Below are 19187 nucleotides of genomic sequence, written 5' to 3'. Positions count from 1 at the left end.
ATGGAACTTGATTTTACAGAATTTGATAGCGCTTTTGAGCAACAAGAGCAGGCGCGTCAGCAGCGTTTAAACGTGCTATGCCAATTTAGAATGGATATTCGTAAGCAGGGTTACAGCGATATTGTGCCTGAATTTGCCGATATGGACGAAGTACGAGAAGTACGCACTGAGCTGCTAACTCAAGCTGATGTGCTGATTAATAAGGCCTTTGACGCCGACCAAGACACTAGCGCGTTAAAACAATACCGCCAAGCTCTGCGCGATGTAACCGAGCAAAGCTTTGACTTTTCAGCGCCGTTTAACCCATTTCCGCCGCTGCCAAGCAATTAACCTGGTTATTTAAACGCGAATTTAACAAATACTCATCTAATTTTTAGCACGCAAGGGTAGCCGATTTGTCACCCAGACAAACAGCAGGTATGCACCCGCTTTACCATCACCCTGACGAAGGTCAGGATGCTTAAGCTGCGGTGCTCTCATTGCTTCCCCAAAGCTTAAGTAAAGAGATCCTGAAACAAGTTCAGAATGTCAGGCTCAGAGTGTGAGGTGTTTGCATACGCTCACTCTACCGTCACCCTGACGAAGGTGAAGAGCTCATATACAAATACGCCACCCCGCGTGCTTTATTACAAAAGGAGCCTATATGGCAACGCTTACAGAGCAACTTAGCCAAGTTGTACAAACCAACGCCGAACTCACCGATGCGGTTGAATCCGAATTGGCAAAATGGCAAGCCGAGCGCGAAGGCGCACTGGCCGATATGCAGCAGTCCGTCAGTGACTCAGTGCAATCACTGAACAACTATATCAGCAACGCTCGTCAAGAATACCCGGTGTTTCGTACCTCTAAAAACCAGTCATTGATGGATGTAAATGGCACTGTGCCGCAATTTTGGGGCACTTCTGGTATCGCAGGTGGAAACTACCAAGAGGTAGCTGTGGTTAATGGTAACAACTATAAGAATGAGTTTGATGAAGATGTTGAGCAGTTACTCATTAAAATGGGCATCACTAAAACTAGGCCATATTACAACGGTTATGCTTTTAAAGTTATAAGGGTGACATGGTCAGGCATACAAAACCAAGCTTACTCTTTTAACTACAATAGGTTACCAACAACGATTCACCCTTATCTTACGTTTGCTGCTTACGTGAAACTAAAATCGGGAAATGTGAAAATTTACAATAGAGCCGTTGAGTCCGGTGAATGGGGGCTTTTTGGTGGTCACTATAAAACGAATTTCCATAACACAGCTCATGTTGCTATTACGCACACCTCCGAAAGCGGCGAAATGTTGCTTGCTTTACCCGCTGTGGTAGCAGGCCATGTGGACTTATCAAACTTTCAAAACTGGGGCCAATTCTTCCGCCCATCTGAACTAACCTGGGACTAATCACAGCATGAAAATTTTTATCGATAATAATCATATTGCCTCATACGGCGGTTTGCTAAGCGAACAACAAGCGCTGGAGCAACTGCACGCCATGGAGATTGACGCCACGTTAGAACAAATCAGCGTGGGCTTTGATACCCTAGATGAAATTCGTGAAGCCAGAGCCCCGTTGCTGGCACAGGCGGACATTTTAATTAACAAAGCCGAAGATGCTCGTAAAGACACTAGTGCTTTGCGTCAATACCGCCAAGCACTACGCGATGTAAGCGAACACAACTTTGACTTTAGCACCGCATTTAACCCATTCCCGGTTGTGCCAACACTGTAACCCCATTCGGCACACCATATAAACGTTAGCTAAAAATCAACCACTTTCAGCGGTCCAACTGCACAGCACTTGGGCCGCTTTTTTTGAAATTTTTAGTTTTTTAACAAGCGCTAAAAAAGCATTGAGCAACCTTGCTAGGCATATTTTTTCACTTGTTTTTAGACATATTTATAGAAAAGGTTTAAAAAAACATGAGCGACACCAACCCAACAGAGCTACTCACCGATGTAGTCAACACCAACACTGAGCTAACCAACACCATTAGAGGTGAACTCGGCAAATGGCAAACCGCAAGACAAGAACTTGAGCAAAAAGGCCATGAACTATTAGGTGAAATTGATAACACCTTATCCGTCACCTTACACATTGACAGCAACGCAGCCGATGGCGGCGTTGGCAGCATTGAATCCCCATTTAACTCCATTTATAAAGCAAACCAACATGTACGAGGTATGGGGGCTTTGCAACTGGTGACCTTTAAGCTACTCAGTGATTATGAGTTAGTAACAGATGAACATATTGGTGCGCGATATTCGCTTGCAACATGTGCAGCACCAGCATTCCAAATAGATTTGAACAAGCACACGTTAAGGTTTGGAAAAAGAGAGGTCAAAAAAAGCGGAGGTGTATCCGTTGGAGTGGGTTGTTGTGCGTTGTTTTCAAAAACACCCATGCTGGCAATATATAATGGTGTACTTCAATTTCCTAGCCAATTTATGCAATCAACTTTTGACAATGACAGTACTTGGTTTATGAACCGTGATAGCACTGCAATTAAATTTCAGGGTTCTCGTTGGTGCAATCAACGACTTTATATAAGTACTTGTCGAATAGAGGCCTTTGATTTAGCCTCTGGCTTATTATCAAAACCAGCAGAGGAGGATGACCGAGAACGTAGCTTGTTAGTTGGAACTGACTCAGGTAAGCACACTTATGATGGAAGTATAGCGCAATGCACAGTGGTGATCAGAGACTCAACATTCCGTTATATTGATAGTTCAGGAGAAGAACAATTTAAGTTGATGTATGACTTAAACAACACACGCATTATGCATGCGCGTATTAATTACTATCACTTATCTCATAGCTGGGCGCTCACTAACACTAAATTTGGACTTGCATAATATGACTGACTTTAATCACGACACTATCCCTTTAAGCCTTGAGCAACAACAGCAAGAGCACAGTAATAATATGTTGGCGGCGATGCGCCAGCAATTAGCTAGTCAATGTGATGCGCAAAGCCTACTCGGCACCACCTCGGATGTTGCGCAGTTAAGCTTGGTACTGTTACACCAACTCAACAGCGCACTGAGAACAGCCCACAGTTTTGAGGAGTTTAAAGCTCAAGGCTTGCAAGCGCTTGAGGATTTAACTGCTTTAACCCCGTTGCTGCAAAACTCGGAGCTAACCATAAACGCCAAACCCACCGGCTCAATTTTGGCAGAAATGGTCGAGCGCAGCCAAGCGGTAACAACCTTGCTGAAAAAATACCAGCGCGTGTAATTTTTAAACAACTCCAAGGCCATACTTAACGGCACTTGTTTAGGGGGATGAGATTCTGAAACAAGTTCAGAATGACGAATAGGTTCGGAATGAAGAAATAGCTTCACAGTAACGCATGCCGTCATCCTGCCGAAAGTCAGGATCTCTCAAATAGCCTTTGGATTGTTTAAACCCCTCTCTATGCCAGCCTTCACTTTAAGAGGGCTGGCTCACTCCACAAACATCACCATTTTTACTACACAAACGCCATTGCGTTGTGTGTGTACACTTCTTTTTTCAAAACGGTCAAAGTTGACCGTTTTGCCTTTCTATAAATTGCTAGTATTCCCGTAAATTGAACTTGTTGTCTTTCCCGTTTAAAAGGCGTTGCGCTTAGGTGCAATGCCTTTTTCTTTTTTAAACGTTAGGTGGTTTATGATAAGCCCTTTTACTTTGGTGCATACCGATGTATGCCGTGCATCGAACAACACTCTTTTTATTGATAGTAAAGCCAGCAATGCGCCAGAAAACCGGCTGACGCAAAACCTGCCCGTGCTTGGCCGTGCCCGTTATTTTGCCAAAGGCAGTGGTGTGGTAGACCTTGAACAACCCGTGTTGATCAAATTCACCTCGTTTGGCAATACCAATTTAGGCACATTTGCTGGTGGCCATGAGCTTAATACCTGGCTGCAAGTGGACCAATGCGCGGTGCTTAATGGCGGGGAAGACTTGGCCCTAGTGAACCCAAATACCGGCGATGAACACTGGTTTAGCAGTGGTAATACCCAGCATGAGCATGCCCAAGTGACAGCGCAAATTATGATAGCCACCGAAGCGCAGGGTGAAGAGTTTTCCGCCATGCCGTTTATTGACATTATCGGTGCGCCGCAAAAGGTGGCCGAGACTTTTCCCAAAGGGGTCATTGGCCAATACAACACGCAACATATCCCCGATGGCTCGAACACGGCGTTTACCCTAAACCATCAAGCCTTGGCAGATGGCCCCGAGTTTTGTGCTTACTTGCAAGGTGGGCAATGGCTTGATGCCACCAAGGCCATGAACCTAAACCTAAGCGCTAATACCATTAGTAATGGCAGCATTTTAAAAGCGGGTAACGTCGCCCTGTATTTTTACGACGCGCAAGACGCCTAAACCTCCTATTTGGTTAATCACTACACCATTCCATTCAACTTTAATCGAAGAGCGATATGTCTAAATCTCAACTGATTGATTTATCAAAGTTGCCACCACCAGACGTGCTTGAAAAACTGGACTTTGAGCAACTACTGAGCACCCTAAAAACTGACTTACTGGCACGCAAACCCGAACTTGCAGCCGTACTTGAGCTAGAGTCAGAGCCACTCACCCAATTACTCAACACCTACGCCTATCATGCCATGTTGTTGCGCGCGCGCGTGAATGACGCAGCCAAAGCCACGTTACTCAGTAGCGCCGAAGGCAGCGATTTAGAGCAAATAGCCACGTGCTATGGGGTGGCTCGGCAAAATCACGAAAGTGATGAGCGCCTACGTGAACGCATTCAGCTTGCATTGCACAGCTTAAACACCGCAGGTACGCAAGAAAGCTACAGTTACCACGCCTTAACGGCCGACGCACGGGTAAAAGACGTGCATGTTGCCAGCCCATCGCCATGCCATATCGTGCTAAGCATTTTATCTAACGAAAACGACAAAGGGCTGCCTTCGAGCGAGCTGATCAACACCCTTGAAACCACTTTTGGCTTAACCGCAGGCAACCAAAATCAAGTGTCTGAAGTGTTGGCTGTGCAGAAGGTGCGCCCAGTGGGTGATAGGGTGCAAATTATTCCCGCCAAGGTAAAAGAATTTACCCTCACCGCACATATTAAATTAGAGCTAGGCCCAGGACATGAACAAGTTAAGCAGCAGGTGCTAGATAAGATCAGCGCGTTTTTACAAAAACATCACGCGTTAGGTAAGTCCATTAAACGCTCCGCGCTGTTTGCCGCATTACACCAAGCTGGGGTTGAAGAGGTAGAACTCAGCGCACCCACCAGCAATATCGACATTCAAACGGGTGAGGTGGCGTATTGTAGCAACGGCCTTTCGGGCTTGAGTTTTGAGGTGCTCTAATGAATGAGGAGCACAAGCTGTTACATAACGGCTCTGATTTACAGTCTGAATTACAACATATTAGCGATGCTTTGTTGGCGCCTATTAAAAATGGGGCAGATACCGTTGCCACTTTATGGGAGCCATATGATTGCCCAACAGCTTTCTTACCTTGGCTCGCGTGGAGCCAAGGTGTAACTCAGTGGGATGAAAGCTGGAATGAAGCCGTTAAACGTGAAGTTATTGCACAAAGCTACGAGCAGCACAAGCATTTAGGCACGCGCTACGCAATTATTAACAGTTTAAAGCCATTTGGTTATCGCACCACATTAACAGAGTGGTTTGAAAAACAGCCGCAAGGGAACGAAGGCACCTTTAGTGTAGATGTGGGGGTAACAGATAAGGGTATTGATCAAACGGTGATCAGCCAAATTCATACCGCTATTACCAATACCAAACGCAAAAGTGTGCAGTTTGACTTATCGGTTAGCTTGTTGTCCGAGTCGCAAATCAAACTGGCATCGGCGTCAAGCTCTGGTTTCACCACGACTGTTTATCCTTATTTTGCCAGCGAAATTTCAAGCCAAATGCCACTCACTATTGGCCTTGCAAGTCAATCAATTAATCAAATCAAAGTATATCCTCGGAGTAGTTATGTCTCAGCCACAATACTGGACCATGCTGACCCCAGCTGGTCGAGCTAAAATCGCCAATGCCATTGGCACCGGTATCAAAATTAATTTAACCAAATTTGCCGTAGGTGATGGGGTTATTCATCCAGATGCTCAAGCGCTTGCAAATGAGCGATTTAGGGGCTTGATCAGCAGTTCAAAAACCTTAGATGACAAGCCATCGATGATCGAAGTTGTGGGCATTGTGCCAGCCACTGAAGGTGGGTTTTATGTCCGAGAAGCTGCCTTTTATACCGAAGACGACGTGGCGTTTGCCATCGTTAAATACCCAGAAACCTACAAACCTAGTATGGCCGATAACGCCAGTGCAGAGCTTGGTATTAAAGCCGTGATTGACGTGGTACAGGCGCAAGCCGTGAGTTTAAAAGTAGACCCATCTATGGTGTACGCCACGCAAGAACATGTCGCCAACGAAATCAACAAATTTATGGGCCTGCTATCACTCGATGGCGGCGCTTTTTCAGATTCTTATCCTAACGCAACTAGCCTAGATGGAGGCACTTTATAATGGCAAACAAATTACAATTTAGACGCGGCCCTGCAGCCAACAGAACCAATGTAACCCCCGCAAGTGGCGAACCAATTTGGCTTACCGATAGCAAAAAACTGTTTGTAGGTGATGGTCAAACCCCAGGTGGTATTGATATTTTTGGCACACTTGGCAGTGCCATTTATAAAAATGCAGGCACAGGTGCAAACCAAGTTTTAACACTTGATGGCAGTGGTAAAATTCCTGAAGGCGTATTGCCGAGTTTAGCGATTGGTCAGCCATTTGAAGTTGCAAGCAAAGATGACATGCTTGCTCTGACGGCACAGCCGGGCGACTTGGCAATTCGTACCGACGAGAACAAGTCGTATGTACTTAAATCACAACCTGCCAACAAGTTCGCAAACTGGATTTTATTACGTACTCCAACCGACAATGTGCTCTCGGTAAACGGCAAAACGGGCGCGGTAACTATTAATAAAAGCGATGTTGGCTTAAGTAACGTTACCAATGAATCTAAAGCGCAGTTATTTATCTCACCAAACTTTACAGGCAATCCAAAAGCACCCACTCGAGCTCTCTCAGATGACAGCACCCATATTGCTAACACTGCTTGGGTAAAAGACTGGGTTAATTCATTAGGCTTAGCGGTTGAGGGCGGTGACATTGACGGAGGCACATTTTAATGGGTCGAAAGATTCAATTTAGACGCGGACCCGAGGCAGAACGGTTACAAACCGTGCTTGCCAACGGCGAACCGGGTTGGTCCCCAGAAGCTGAGCAGTTGTTTATTGGTGACGGGCAAACCTTAGGGGGCGTGCCTGTTGAAATGGGCAAGTTCACACTGGTTGACCAACCGACACTAGCTGTAGCTGGAGGGCGGTATTTGTTTACCTCAATAACCACATTGCAGCTGCCAAGCCCGGCCCCTGAGGGGGCAGTTGTATCTGTCATGCTTGATAGAAACTGTGGTGCAACAAGAGAGAATCCAGCCAGAGTGTTAGCCCCCGAAAGCAAGCATATTTTACGTGGTGAACAAATGGGTGTTGAGTATCAATTATCTAAAGCCGCGATTGAAAGAAGGTTTATTTACAAAAATGGAGGTTGGGCTTTATGAGTAACGTGCTAACAGATCAAGATGATGCACTATCAGGCGGAGGCGTATTAATTGGCCAAGTGGTTGAGTTAAGCGATCATAGGCCGAAAGTTGAGCTAAACGGGATGACATTTCTTAAATTTGGCTATATAGAAGACTCAGATTATGCTTCGGAATTAGAACCCGTGGCTAAATCAATGAGATTAATCAGTTCTATTGGTGTTGATTCGACAGCGGGAACTGTTGATGTTACACCGCAAACTAATGCAGTGGATCACCGTGACAATGTAGTCTTGGTAAATGCTACTCACGACACAAAAGCTTTTTTTAAATCATCGGACTTTGGAGAAACGTGGCGAAAGATTGGCTTACAGTCAGATGTAAGGTCGTCAGGTACTGTTACTTATTGTGGACACAATGGCTCTGGCCATGTGTGGGTGATGGCTGACGCACAATATCCTGCAAGTTATTTTCACCGTTCAACAGATGATGGCGAATCATTTTTACGCACTACGCAGGGTGTAGGGCAATCAATGGTGATGTTTGCATCTAATCGTGTTGATGTATTAATGGCGGTCGGAGGTGACTATATCCCTGCAAAAAGAGTTTTTAAATCAACGGATTTTGGTGATTCCTGGCAACGTATAGACCTGCCCAATGCGACTGGAGGCGCGGATACAATTGCTTACAGCCAAACAGGCATTTGGATTACAAGCACACAAAATACTGAAGTATTTTATAGTAAAGATGATGGGAATACTTGGCGTAAAGCAAATTTGCCAAATGGTCTATTAAGCCGGATGCACTCAATTGCAACGGACGATAATGGTCAATGGCTGGCATTGACTGAGAATTCAAGTGGAAAGTGCTTTATTCGTTCTAGTGATGACGGCAAGTCTTGGACAATGGCTGCTGATTTTCCATCACTTCAACAACAGTTAGGCATTGTAAATATTTATGAATCATATGGCGGAACTCGACGTTTTATCTATCGAAATGGTGAATGGATGCTGTTTACCGCAGATCATAAAGGTGGATTGCTTATAACTTCGAGTGACTTAGGCTTGACGTGGCAAAGAAGAAACGAGTTAGAAAGTCAATTGTCTAATCGATATTTCAGCTCTGTTGCTGCATTAGATAATGGAGACTGTGTCATTACCGGAGCGCTAAATTCAGTGTCTAAATCTTATTTTGGTGTGGGTGAGTTTGGTACGTCAAATGATCATCGTTATGTGAGGATTAAATAATGGCAGTTAGACAAATTAATGAGCATTATATAGAGAATAAATCATATGTTTTCGTTGGTGCGTCTGGTTATAAAATACTTAATAACTTTACTGATATAACAATCACCCCTCCTGCTGGGTGCAGGGTGGTTATAGATTTACTTTATGCAATTAATGGCAGTACACAAGGTGATTCAGATGCTGGAAGGTGGAGTATTAGTACTTCCTTTAGGGAAGTGATACGTTCTCATTCATTGATGATTGGTGATGGTACGACTGATTTGAATAGATTTGCAATTTGTCCAAACATACATGCTCAAAAAGAGCCTGTGCGATTTTTAGCCAACGAGAGAGTAACGATTAAAAATGGCACACTGAGAGCTTTCGGTCTGGCTTGGCATTACGAGAGGCTACTATGAAAACATGTATTTTAGTTGATGGTATTTGGGTTGAAGGTGAACCCACAGAAAATGGGCAAGTGTATAGGGAAATTGACGATATAGGGGCGATTGTAGAGCAAACGTACTTTTCGTTAGATGAAATAGATATTCATCATATTGAGTTTAGTGACGTATCAGGTCAACTCGATGATTACACAAATCATGACAATGAATTTACAGTACCCCAACAATCAAACGAGGTAATAGCAACGGGTCAACTGGCTATACCAGACCGCAAGTTCAAAGTGCCATTTAAACGCATCGATACGGGCCGCATTCAGTTGATGCCTGCACAAGTAGTTGATGGTCAACTTTCAATCCCTTTAAAGTTTGAAACAAACGGTATTTGGGTCGTTAACCAAGAATTGTTTAACACCGACTTTCCTGATATGCCGTTTGAGATGAGTGAATATCGCTTTTCAGTGATTTAATCATGGCCTCACCAATTAAGTTATTTCATATCTACACAGACTTGATTATTTAAGTTTTGGTTACTCTATCAGGAGCCTAATCGATGACCAGTTATATCGATTTAAGCAAACTCCCTGAACCCGACATTATCGAATCACTCTCATTTGAAGCCATTTATGAGGCGCGCAAAGCGCGTTTTGTAGCGCTTGCGCCTGAGTATGCGCAAGCGCTTGAGCTTGAGAGTGATCCGCTTACTGTGTGGCTTCAGGTAGAAAGCTATCAAGAACTATTACTGCGCCAGCGGATCAACGAAGCGGCGCAGTCTAATTTATTGGCGTTTGCTAAGGGCGCTGATTTAGAGCACCTTGGCGCCTTTTACGGCGTTGAGCGTGTGACCGATGAGCAAGATGACGACTACCGCCAGCGCATTCGCAACAATACCATTGCCGCCAGTACCGCAGGTAGCGCGGAGCATTATCGCAATCATGCCATTAATGCTGCGCCTAGCGAGATTGCCGATGTATCGGTGATAAGCAAAGAAGGCGGTAAAGTGATTGTTACCGTGCTCGCCAAGCAAGCGCTGGATGACAAAACCCTTGGCGAGATGCCAGAGCCACAACCGCAAGATGCACCACCAGGTAAAACCACGGTTGATCGCGTTAAAGACAAAGTGTTAGACGAAGGCGTGAAAATGCTCACTGACTCGGTCACTGTACAAGCGGCAGACTTGCAAGAGGTGGATGTGGTGGCCGATGTTTATTTGCAGCCGAATACCTCAATAGAGGTGTTTAACGAGTTGGAAACCTTGCTGCGCGAAGCTTGGCGAAATGAAGCCATGCTTGATTGGGACTTAGCACCAAGTTGGATTAGCGCGCAACTGCACAAAAGTGGTGTGCGCCATGTGGATATTCAACAGCCGAACCAGTTAATTGGGATCAGCCCAGAGCAGTGCGCAGTACCTGGCAATATTCAACTAACACTTCGATCATGAGGTAGCAATGCAACAACTTTTACCCCCTAATCACAGCCCGCTGCAGCAAAAAGGCTTGTTAAGTGAAGATCAATCCCCCGTGTTTGATACCGCAATTAGCAACCTAACTAACATGAAAGCCGACCCGCACGATGCACAGCTCATGTGGCTGGTATGGGAGTATGGTCTTGAAAGCATTTTGCCGTATAGCCAAGACTTACGGCAAACCCTCAAAGATGGCTTAGCGTGGCAGCGTATTCGTGGCACACCAAAAAGTTTAACCACGGCACTGAGCTGGATTGAGCTTAACCAAGCCAGCATTGAGAACACCCCGCCTGGACGACATTACTACAGCTATCAAATAGACGCAGGCACCATCCCAGGTGATGAACGGTTAGAGAAAGTGGTTATGCTGGCTGAGCTGTCGGCTCCGGCAAGCAGCCAACTGACGCGGGTTTACCACGGTTACGATGTGCGTAAGCAAATGCTTTCAAATGCGGGCTGTCAGTTTGGCAATATGCTGAGCGACTATTCAGGTGTGCTGTATCAACAGCAAGGCAAGCCGCTGGTTAAGGTGAGTTTTGGCCGCAGCCAAAAGCACTATACCAATGCTTCAGTGCAAAATGTTGAATTTGGTCACCATCGCGAGCGTGCGCAAAGTAATGTGCAATTTGATTACTACAAGCCTATGCGGTTTGTGCGCTATCGGGTATTTAGCCAGCAGCGCACGTTAGCACAGCGAGAGTGGCGCGGGCCATGGCACGACCGTTGGCAAAACGCCAGTTGGCAAACGCAGCAGTTATGCAGTGTGCAAATTCGTTACGAGCGAACTGTTAATGCGTCGTTGTCGTTCTCGGGCGCAAGCACTGGTCGCATGAACTATGGCACCTTAAACTTGACTGCGGTTACACCGGATTAACCCCATCTTTGCCTATTTTGGCGCTTCAACCTTCTTTGCAACGCCTGTTGCACTATTAATTGGAATTCATTATGAGCGAACCTAGCACCTTCACGCCCATTGTTTGGACGCAGCAAGGCCTAACCAAGTTGGCCGATGCGTCGCAGCAAGGGATTTCGATGGCCATTACCCATGTGTCGGCGGGGGATCAAGCCTACACACCAAGCAGCACGCAAACGGCGTTGCGCAGTCAAAAACAACTCGTGCCCGTTGGCGGTGCCGATATTATCGACGACCCAGACGACGGCAAGCAACTGCGTTTTAGTGCTTTGTTTGATGGCGAGCAAGAATACCCCGTAAAAGAAATCGGCATTTGGTCTCACGACACCTTGGTGGCGGTATATAGCGTGCCAAACAAGCAGCTGAATTATAAATCAGCAGATGCTGCTTGGCTGGAGGTATTCACGCTGTCCGTGACGGCACTGCCCAGCGACAATATCACCTGTGTGGTTGGGGTGAATAACGCCAATGTGTTTTTAACCGAAGAGTTACTGACCATGACCTACGCCCAAGTTTTACAAAGCAAAAACCTTACCAAACAAATTCACCAAAACTTTTTGATCAACCAAAGGCTCAGAAAGGCCGGACTGTAAGGAATCATTATGAGCATTGATGAAAAACTCTCCCAGATAAATAAAATTGTTACTGAGCAAACCAACGAAGCGAGCAACCTAAAAACCGCCATTGAAAACAGTTGGACCGAGGTGGCCAAGGTGCACGACCTTGCCAAGCAAAACCACCAAGCCGCGCGCGACTGGCAAACCAAAACCGGCCAAGTCACGTTTAAAGACCTAAACGACGCAGAATATCAGGTTGATACCCTCACAACCTTGATTAACGAAACGCAAAAAATCAACCCACATCCAGAGGTGATGACCAAAGCCCAGTTTGATGCCCTGCGCCAAATGCGCAAGCAGCAATATGCGGGGAGTGGGTTTGTGGAGTGGGGGAAGAGTTTCCATGATGCTCGTTTTGCAATTAATGAGGGGATGCATGCTTTTGGCGGGATCAACCAAAATAGAATGGTGCTCGGGCCTGCAACTCATACACCTAAAGGTAACTCAAAGACGCTTCGGCCCACAATCTTAATTGATGGTGTTCAGCATAACCTTGGTTATGTTAGAGCTGTGAACGAGCTAGACAATAATGTGTATTTTCCACCAGCTCCCGATGGCACTAAAACCTATGACTCAGCCACGGGCAAAGTAACCCAACACGCCAGTGCCGCTGAGGCGTTTAATGAGTGTCGGCATAAAGCCCCTAATGTGGTTCATGCGGGCATTTATAACAATGAACTGGGGGAGTTTACTTTTCAGCAAACAGGGGTTGGTGGACTTTACTTTGTAAATAAGACCAATACCGAAGCCCATAAGGTCCACATTGTTTTTACTAGTAGCGTTGATACAAATATTGAATTTCGCGATGCAACTGGCGCTATTGGTGCCGATCCACTCATAAAGTCTTTTCAGGCAAGTGCCAATATAAAACACACTGTGACTTTTAATCATACTTTTAGAAATAGCGGTGTGTATTTGCGTGCTCCAGAAGCACAAGTTGGTCAAAAAATTACCATTCATAGTTGGGAGTCATTACCTGCCACCGAACAAGTGATCACCTCTCGTAAAGATCTCGTCCTCCTAGAATCTTGGCATGAAAAAATCGCCGATAAAGATGTGGTTTATCCACTGGGTAATGTGCAATTTGGCGCGAGTACTTACGAGGGGATCGGCCTTGCCAATAACCTAGTCGCACAAGGTTACTGCGCCTTTGGTGAATGGGACACCGACACCAAAGGGTATGGTGTTAAATGGTCAACGCTATCCGCCGCTAACCGCGTGAAGTTTTTAAAAAATCCTGAGCACAACATTTACTACGCTCCAGAAGCCAAAGCGTATATTCAGGTGCGGTACAGGGTGAGAGTGGTTGAAGGGTTAGCAGATGAATGGGCTGATCCACTAACATTGGATGAAGGTTTTTTCTTAAGAGAAAAAGGCTTTAATCGACTTGCTGTTGTGGCTAGGGGCAAAGTAGTCGAGTTCAATGATAGAACAACGGGGTTAGGATCGCGTGACTCATACATTCATAAAAATCGCTCATATGCATGGGTGAATGAGCAACAATACCCTATAGGCGAGGGAGCTATATATGCCACGGATGGCATGCTAAATGACTTTGGGCACGAATCGAAATGTTTTGCAATCCCTATCGCACTTGTTCAGCGCCTAAACCAAGGGGCTTATCACCCCGTGCACAACCCAATGGGGTGTGATAGATGGATAAAGCAAGATGTTATCGCGGGTAATTGGCATTCACATAATGAGTTTATCAATTCGTCTCAAAGTCAGGCATTTTTTGAAGCGATTCAACCGGGTAAATCTGGAAGGCAGCGTGCAGGCTCTATCAGCTCAGGGCTTAGCGGTCGCCGTGACCAATACAAATACTATGACGCTATCTACGCTGGCCAAGTGGAAGACTTACGTTTAAACGCTAATAAGCTGGATGTAAATCAGCTACGCGAAGATACCATGCGCAAAGCAGTGGCAGGCACATTGCGTGGTAAAGCTCGGCTAATGGTGACGCGCTTTGACAGTGAAGTGTATCAATTAGGTGGGTCTGGTCTTGGTTATGTACAAATCGATACTAACGGTTGGCTGCGGCCACGTAGTCCTCATGAGAAGCTTTATGGCTGGAATATGACAAAAAATAAGGCGGTGAGTATTTATCAAAGCGCATCTTCACCGCATGTGTTTAATGTCTATATGGATGATGAAAGCGCTATCGCAGTAGGCGATAAAATCATGATCTCTTACTATCGCTCAAAGCAAAGTGCTGAGTTTGACTCACTCCCTTGGACGGATATTGTCGGCCACCCTGAGCGTATTGCGGCCACTTTCCCTGATGGTGTAATTGGTCAGTGGATCCCAATAGTGCCACCAGACAGCCAGCAATCTTTCCCTTTAAACAAAAAGTATTCGGGTGGTTTTAGTAATGTTGTTACATTAAATAATGGAGACTCTTGGGTAGTTGGTGGCGCGGGCGTGCTTTCTGATATAAAAAATGAATGGAAATATACGTCGCAGAGTAATGAAGTTCGATTGGTTTTTTATAAAACATCCGCAGCATTTACACAATCGGCTGCCAACTCAGAGGTTATAAGCCATATAACGGATGCGTGGGTTGGCAATGACTCAAGGCAAAACTTTGGTAATCGATTGCAGCAGTCGTTAACCGGTAAAGTGGCGCAGGTTATGTCGTACACAACCAATGCTTATACTCCGGTTATGCATAAAAACTTGCTAGATAATAAATTATTACAAGATGAGTTTCCGATTCACGCACCTTGTCCATCCCTAGGTGGTGATAGTGGCGCCTTTGGTTGCAAAGCGTTACCGACTATTACGCAAAAAAATGGTTTGTATTATTTGCAACTACATGGCGCGCAAATTCAGCATGATCGAAAGCCAATTATTGATATTTCTGAAAGTTCGACTGAACCTAAATTGGGGTATCAGGTATTTCGCGTAACGGATGGTCCGTTAAAAGGTCGGCTGCTTAAGCGGATGTTTCACACCGCTACAGCGGTGCCTTTTAACTCACTCGATTGGTCAATTGATACCGTGGGTTTGAAATATCAAGGGAATGCCGACTACTCATTTAAATTCTTTACTGATAGTTTTAATTGGGGCGACGATAACGCGATTCCTGTCCTTAATGGCGAGAACGTTAAAACCGACCTAAACGGCAATACGGTAAAAGTGTTCTGCCACCATACACAACTGCCGCTGGGTATTGCCAGTCACTAACGGCTAACTATTGTTTCAAACTACTTTCTTTTAAAACAACGAGTAAAAACGCGGGCATGTAGCTGGTGGGGTAAAACCTAGCAAGGATAGGGCAAAGTTGACCGATATTTTGCCCTTAATCTGGTTACAGTATGCGTATTGTGGGAAACGCGTATAAGTACGCCTCTTCCGCAACGCATTACGTTACGCATTCGCGTGCCGTTCAATGGCGGAGTTTGGTCTGTTGGAAGCCAAACTCCGCTTTCTATTTATTCGTTGGACCTCATTGATACGCGCAATTTATTTGTTGGATAGGAGCGTGCGCTGAAAATGTAGGTAAAGGAAAGGAAAATGACCATAGAAGCAAAACTCGCTCTGTTGCAGCAAGCTGCCACGGAGCAAACCAATGCTTGTGAAAAACTCATCACAGATGTGGAGCAAAGCATCACGGAAATTGATCAAGTAAAAGTGGATATGCACAGCACCCATGATTTGATCAAAGCAAACCACCAAGCCATTAACGATTGGCAAACTAAGACCGGCAAAGTGTCGCTCAAAGATTTAAACGGTCAAAGCTATCAAGTAGACAGCCTATCGGATTTAATTAACGAAACGCAAAAAATCAACCCACATCCAGAGGTGATGACCAAAGCCCAATATGATGCCCTGCGTCAAATGCGTAAACAGCAATATGCGGGCAGTGGGTTCGTGGAGTGGGGGAAACATATTGCACACTTAAATACTCATGAAGCAGTAAATGAAGGTATGTGGACTTGGAATTTATCTCCGAGTAGATTGTCGCTTGGCGCGTTTGAGACAGATTCTGGTTTCCAAGGAATCTCACGCGTAATAAGACCCCAAGTTATGATTGATGGCGTGTTGCAAAAATTGTCATATTTAGCGTCAAGTACATACAACAACATACTTTTTCCACCAGCCCCCGATGGCACCAAAACCTACGATTCAGCGACGGGTAAAGTCACTCAGCATGCGAGTGCGAAAGAAGCATTTTGTGGATTGGCAACAAATGGTGCATTTACGGATGATCTAAACGGTTGGCATGCGTGGGGTAATGCGTCGCTCTCTATGAGTAATGGGATTGCAAACATCAAAGCCGCCAATCCTTCAGATGGCGTAACTTATGCAGTTGATGCTGACCTACAAGCGAATGCAGAATATGTTACTGAATGGCTAATAAACTACCCAGAAGGTAAGACATTTGTCCTTGGATTTTATAATGCGCAGGAAGGTTATAAGGTTACTCAGCATGTGGGTACAGGCAAGCCCACTCTTTACAAAACCACGTACAAGCCGAGCGAAACTATTTCGGGTAATGGTCACAATATTCGATGTTATCATCATGATGCCAGTGATACAGAGCTTGAATGGCAAGTGTACTATGCCTCGTGTAGAGCGGTTACCGAGCAAGTTATCACCTCTCGTAAAGACCTCGTTTTCCTTGAATCGTGGCACGAAAAAATCGCCGATAAAGATGTGGTGTACCCGCTGGGCAATGTGCAATATGGCGCGAATATTTATGAGGGAATAACGCTTGCCAGCAATCTAACTGCACAAGGCTACAGCGCATTTGGCGAATGGGACACCGACACCAAAGGCTACGGTGTAAAATGGTCTACGCTGTCAGCCGCTAACCGCGTGAAGTTTTTAAAAAATCCCGAGCACAATATTTACTACGACCCAGAAGCCAAAGCGTATATTCAGGTGCGCTACAGAGTGAGAGTGGTTGAAGGTTTAGCCGATGAATGGGCTGATCCACTAACATTGGATGAAGGTTTTTTCTTAAGAGAAAAAGGCTTTAATCGGCTTGCAGTAGTGGCCAGGGGCAAACAAATTGAGTTCAACGATAGAACAACAGGCTTCTATTCGCATGACTCATACATTCATAAAGAAGGCTCATATGCATGGGTAAATGAACTTCAATATCCTTTAGGTCAAGGTGCTGTATATGCCACTGATAGTATGCGAGATGATCATGGGCACGAGTCAAAATGTTTTGCGATGCCCATCGCACTTGTTCAGCGTCTTAACCAAGGTGGCTATCACCCGAGTTATAACCCGATGGGTTGCAGAAGATTCTTAAAATCAGGTTTGGGCCATGAACCTTGGTATAAAAAAGCCGCCGAAGATATCGCAAGTACTATTCAGTGCTTTGATATAGGGAACGCGACTGACTATTCTCGCGTATCAGGGAATTCTGGTTTCATTGGCAGTAATGCTGATACAGGCCGCCCTGACCAATACAAATACTACGACGCCATCTACGCAGGCCAGGTGGAAGACTTACGCTTAAACGCCAATAAACTGGATGTAAACCAGTTACGCGAAGACACCATGCGTAAAGCAGTGGCGGGGACATTGCGTGGTAAGGGTTCATTACCTATTTTATGTATCTCAGGTCCGTTTACTGTTCAAGCGGCTGTAGGCGAATCGGCGAGTGATGGTCGAATTAGAATACCGACTAGCTTAACGGGAGAATTGACGCCAACATTTTCTTATAGGTTTGGTGGCAACTCGGATGTTTATTTGTGTTCGGACGAAGGGGATTTGGTAACAGTTCCCTTGGGTATATCAAAATATAGTCACATCCATATCCAGTTTTCGAATAATGGCAACTTATATTTAGGGTGCTCATCATATAGCGAGACGGCATCTTCGATAAATGATAAGTTGCGCGGAAAACAATGTCGACTCATTTGGGCAGGTCAGCTAGATAGGCCTTTTGGTAAGATTGAAGGCCATGCTTCCATGCCGTTACGTGATGAGCACTGTAAGTTTTTATCTGCAAGTCACTTACTTTATCATGGAAATAAACCAGAATTCGACTCACTCCCTTGGGCAGATATTATCGGCCACCCAGAACGTATTGCGGCAACCTTCCCAGATGGTGTGGTAGGGCAGTGGATACCAAAAATACCAGACAATACATCTGGTTATCAGCTCAACCGAAAAATGACGAATAACCAGTTAATTGCAAAATACAGTGAGGATCTGGGTCAAACGTGGGTAAGTGCGAGTGTTAACTTTGGTACGGCAGAAAATATTAATTCAGATAGTTGGAATCCAAATGTGGTTGCATTACTCAATTATCAAACACCAGCACATTTCACTCAGACATCAAACCAACAGGGTGTATTAGGAAGTATTGGTAACGTTTACGCAACGCAAGCCAGCCAAACGGCCTATGGTAACCGTTTACAACCTAGCTTAACAGGCAAGGTGGGTACTCGATCTAATGGGGCATTGATACACGAAGAAGTGTTGTTGAATAAACTCAGTCGATATGCGCCGACAGGCCAATTGACATGGACACAATCATTAGGTGATGAACCCAAACATGCACCGCTGAATCTAGATAGCCAAAGTGAACCATCCAGCGCGATAAAAACACTGAGCACTGTAATTGAAAAAAATGGTCTTTTATATCTGCAGTTTAATGGGGCTGAGCTTAAATATACCCAGCAACCAGTGGTGGATATTTCAGAGTCATCAACCGAAGGAAAAGAGGGATATGGAGTATTTCGAGTCACTGATGGGCCATTAAAAGGGAGAATGTTAAAACGTAAATTTAATACTACTAGTTTTGAAGCATTCAACGATATTAACTGGTCAATCGATAGTAAAGGTTTATTGTATAAAAATAATAAAGACTACTCGTATGAATTTTTCAATCCAAGTTATAACTGGGGCGATGATCAAACCATCCCAATCATAAACGGTGAAAACACCAAAACAGATTTAAATGGCAACACGGTGAAAGTGTTTTGCCACCACACACAACTTCCGCTGGGTATTGCCAGCCACTAAGGAT

At 45.1% G+C, this 19187-nt stretch carries 19 protein-coding genes; all 19 read left to right on the top strand.

Annotation, left to right across the window (positions count from 1 at the left end):
• Entirely contained in the window at window positions 1-330 is a 330-nt protein-coding gene (locus tag ACW689_RS15390; RefSeq protein WP_476292838.1) for a phage tail assembly chaperone, read from the top strand.
• Window positions 331-643: 313 nt separating this feature from the next.
• A complete protein-coding gene (locus ACW689_RS15385) occupies window positions 644-1393 on the top strand; it encodes a hypothetical protein (protein WP_476292837.1) in 750 nt (249 codons plus the stop codon).
• Between the two features lie 7 nt (window positions 1394-1400).
• Window positions 1401-1721: a phage tail assembly chaperone gene (locus ACW689_RS15380; RefSeq protein WP_476292836.1), complete on the top strand. Its 321-nt coding sequence runs from the start codon at window positions 1401-1403 to the stop codon at window positions 1719-1721.
• A gap of 191 nt (window positions 1722-1912) precedes the next feature.
• Window positions 1913-2845, top strand: coding sequence for a hypothetical protein (locus tag ACW689_RS15375; protein WP_476292835.1), 933 nt, complete (start codon window positions 1913-1915; stop codon window positions 2843-2845).
• 1 nt (window position 2846) lies between these two features.
• A complete protein-coding gene (locus ACW689_RS15370; RefSeq protein WP_476292834.1) occupies window positions 2847-3227 on the top strand; it encodes a hypothetical protein in 381 nt (126 codons plus the stop codon).
• A gap of 414 nt (window positions 3228-3641) precedes the next feature.
• The gene (locus tag ACW689_RS15365; protein WP_476292833.1) at window positions 3642-4358 is read left to right on the top strand and encodes a hypothetical protein; all 717 of its coding nucleotides are present in this window, start codon (window positions 3642-3644) and stop codon (window positions 4356-4358) included.
• A 56-nt stretch (window positions 4359-4414) separates the two neighbouring features.
• Window positions 4415-5317 (top strand): baseplate assembly protein, encoded by a 903-nt coding sequence (locus tag ACW689_RS15360; RefSeq protein WP_476292832.1) that lies wholly within the window; start codon window positions 4415-4417, stop codon window positions 5315-5317.
• Complete coding sequence (locus tag ACW689_RS15355) at window positions 5317-6000, top strand: phage tail protein I (RefSeq protein ID WP_476292831.1); 684 nt, start codon at window positions 5317-5319, stop codon at window positions 5998-6000. The genes ACW689_RS15360 and ACW689_RS15355 overlap by 1 nt, the downstream gene beginning before the upstream one ends.
• Window positions 5951-6496 carry a phage tail protein gene (locus ACW689_RS15350; protein WP_476292830.1) on the top strand — a complete coding sequence of 182 codons (546 nt, stop codon included), beginning with the start codon at window positions 5951-5953 and terminating at the stop codon, window positions 6494-6496. The genes ACW689_RS15355 and ACW689_RS15350 overlap by 50 nt, the downstream gene beginning before the upstream one ends.
• Window positions 6496-7161, top strand: a complete 666-nt coding sequence (locus tag ACW689_RS15345; protein ID WP_476292829.1) for a hyaluronate lyase N-terminal domain-containing protein — start codon at window positions 6496-6498, stop codon at window positions 7159-7161. Before ACW689_RS15350 ends, ACW689_RS15345 begins: the two co-directional genes overlap by 1 nt.
• Window positions 7161-7592 (top strand): hypothetical protein, encoded by a 432-nt coding sequence (locus tag ACW689_RS15340; RefSeq protein ID WP_476292828.1) that lies wholly within the window; start codon window positions 7161-7163, stop codon window positions 7590-7592. The genes ACW689_RS15345 and ACW689_RS15340 overlap by 1 nt, the downstream gene beginning before the upstream one ends.
• Window positions 7589-8818, top strand: coding sequence for a WD40/YVTN/BNR-like repeat-containing protein (locus tag ACW689_RS15335; RefSeq protein ID WP_476292827.1), 1230 nt, complete (start codon window positions 7589-7591; stop codon window positions 8816-8818). The genes ACW689_RS15340 and ACW689_RS15335 overlap by 4 nt, the downstream gene beginning before the upstream one ends.
• Window positions 8818-9216 (top strand): hypothetical protein, encoded by a 399-nt coding sequence (locus ACW689_RS15330; RefSeq protein WP_476292826.1) that lies wholly within the window; start codon window positions 8818-8820, stop codon window positions 9214-9216. The genes ACW689_RS15335 and ACW689_RS15330 overlap by 1 nt, the downstream gene beginning before the upstream one ends.
• A complete protein-coding gene (locus ACW689_RS15325; RefSeq protein WP_476292825.1) occupies window positions 9213-9668 on the top strand; it encodes a hypothetical protein in 456 nt (151 codons plus the stop codon). Before ACW689_RS15330 ends, ACW689_RS15325 begins: the two co-directional genes overlap by 4 nt.
• A gap of 83 nt (window positions 9669-9751) precedes the next feature.
• Window positions 9752-10639 carry a baseplate assembly protein gene (locus ACW689_RS15320; RefSeq protein WP_476292824.1) on the top strand — a complete coding sequence of 296 codons (888 nt, stop codon included), beginning with the start codon at window positions 9752-9754 and terminating at the stop codon, window positions 10637-10639.
• A gap of 7 nt (window positions 10640-10646) precedes the next feature.
• Window positions 10647-11537 carry a phage tail protein gene (locus tag ACW689_RS15315; RefSeq protein WP_476292823.1) on the top strand — a complete coding sequence of 297 codons (891 nt, stop codon included), beginning with the start codon at window positions 10647-10649 and terminating at the stop codon, window positions 11535-11537.
• 71 nt (window positions 11538-11608) lie between these two features.
• Entirely contained in the window at window positions 11609-12169 is a 561-nt protein-coding gene (locus ACW689_RS15310) for a phage tail-collar fiber domain-containing protein (protein ID WP_476292822.1), read from the top strand.
• 9 nt (window positions 12170-12178) lie between these two features.
• On the top strand, window positions 12179-15379 hold the full coding sequence (locus ACW689_RS15305) for a hypothetical protein (protein ID WP_476292821.1): 3201 nt from the start codon (window positions 12179-12181) through the stop codon (window positions 15377-15379).
• A gap of 330 nt (window positions 15380-15709) precedes the next feature.
• Entirely contained in the window at window positions 15710-19183 is a 3474-nt protein-coding gene (locus ACW689_RS15300) for a hypothetical protein (RefSeq protein WP_476292820.1), read from the top strand.
• Window positions 19184-19187 lie beyond the last annotated feature (4 nt).

This window comes from Pseudoalteromonas sp. ABE4_541, assembly GCF_056312285.1.
The sequence above is the reverse complement of the archived record's forward strand: the minus strand, read 5'-3'. Positions and strand labels throughout refer to the sequence as shown.

Bases quoted from the DNA above. Each gene is read 5' to 3' on its own strand.
- ACW689_RS15390 (WP_476292838.1), top strand. From the start codon at position 1: ATGGAACTTGATTTTACAGAATTTGATAGCGCTTTTGAGCAACAAGAG.
- ACW689_RS15385 (WP_476292837.1), top strand. From the start codon at position 644: ATGGCAACGCTTACAGAGCAACTTAGCCAAGTTGTACAAACCAACGCC.
- ACW689_RS15380 (WP_476292836.1), top strand. From the start codon at position 1,401: ATGAAAATTTTTATCGATAATAATCATATTGCCTCATACGGCGGTTTG.
- ACW689_RS15375 (WP_476292835.1), top strand. From the start codon at position 1,913: ATGAGCGACACCAACCCAACAGAGCTACTCACCGATGTAGTCAACACC.
- ACW689_RS15370 (WP_476292834.1), top strand. From the start codon at position 2,847: ATGACTGACTTTAATCACGACACTATCCCTTTAAGCCTTGAGCAACAA.
- ACW689_RS15365 (WP_476292833.1), top strand. From the start codon at position 3,642: ATGATAAGCCCTTTTACTTTGGTGCATACCGATGTATGCCGTGCATCG.
- ACW689_RS15360 (WP_476292832.1), top strand. From the start codon at position 4,415: ATGTCTAAATCTCAACTGATTGATTTATCAAAGTTGCCACCACCAGAC.
- ACW689_RS15355 (WP_476292831.1), top strand. From the start codon at position 5,317: ATGAATGAGGAGCACAAGCTGTTACATAACGGCTCTGATTTACAGTCT.
- ACW689_RS15350 (WP_476292830.1), top strand. From the start codon at position 5,951: ATGTCTCAGCCACAATACTGGACCATGCTGACCCCAGCTGGTCGAGCT.
- ACW689_RS15345 (WP_476292829.1), top strand. From the start codon at position 6,496: ATGGCAAACAAATTACAATTTAGACGCGGCCCTGCAGCCAACAGAACC.
- ACW689_RS15340 (WP_476292828.1), top strand. From the start codon at position 7,161: ATGGGTCGAAAGATTCAATTTAGACGCGGACCCGAGGCAGAACGGTTA.
- ACW689_RS15335 (WP_476292827.1), top strand. From the start codon at position 7,589: ATGAGTAACGTGCTAACAGATCAAGATGATGCACTATCAGGCGGAGGC.
- ACW689_RS15330 (WP_476292826.1), top strand. From the start codon at position 8,818: ATGGCAGTTAGACAAATTAATGAGCATTATATAGAGAATAAATCATAT.
- ACW689_RS15325 (WP_476292825.1), top strand. From the start codon at position 9,213: ATGAAAACATGTATTTTAGTTGATGGTATTTGGGTTGAAGGTGAACCC.
- ACW689_RS15320 (WP_476292824.1), top strand. From the start codon at position 9,752: ATGACCAGTTATATCGATTTAAGCAAACTCCCTGAACCCGACATTATC.
- ACW689_RS15315 (WP_476292823.1), top strand. From the start codon at position 10,647: ATGCAACAACTTTTACCCCCTAATCACAGCCCGCTGCAGCAAAAAGGC.
- ACW689_RS15310 (WP_476292822.1), top strand. From the start codon at position 11,609: ATGAGCGAACCTAGCACCTTCACGCCCATTGTTTGGACGCAGCAAGGC.
- ACW689_RS15305 (WP_476292821.1), top strand. From the start codon at position 12,179: ATGAGCATTGATGAAAAACTCTCCCAGATAAATAAAATTGTTACTGAG.
- ACW689_RS15300 (WP_476292820.1), top strand. From the start codon at position 15,710: ATGACCATAGAAGCAAAACTCGCTCTGTTGCAGCAAGCTGCCACGGAG.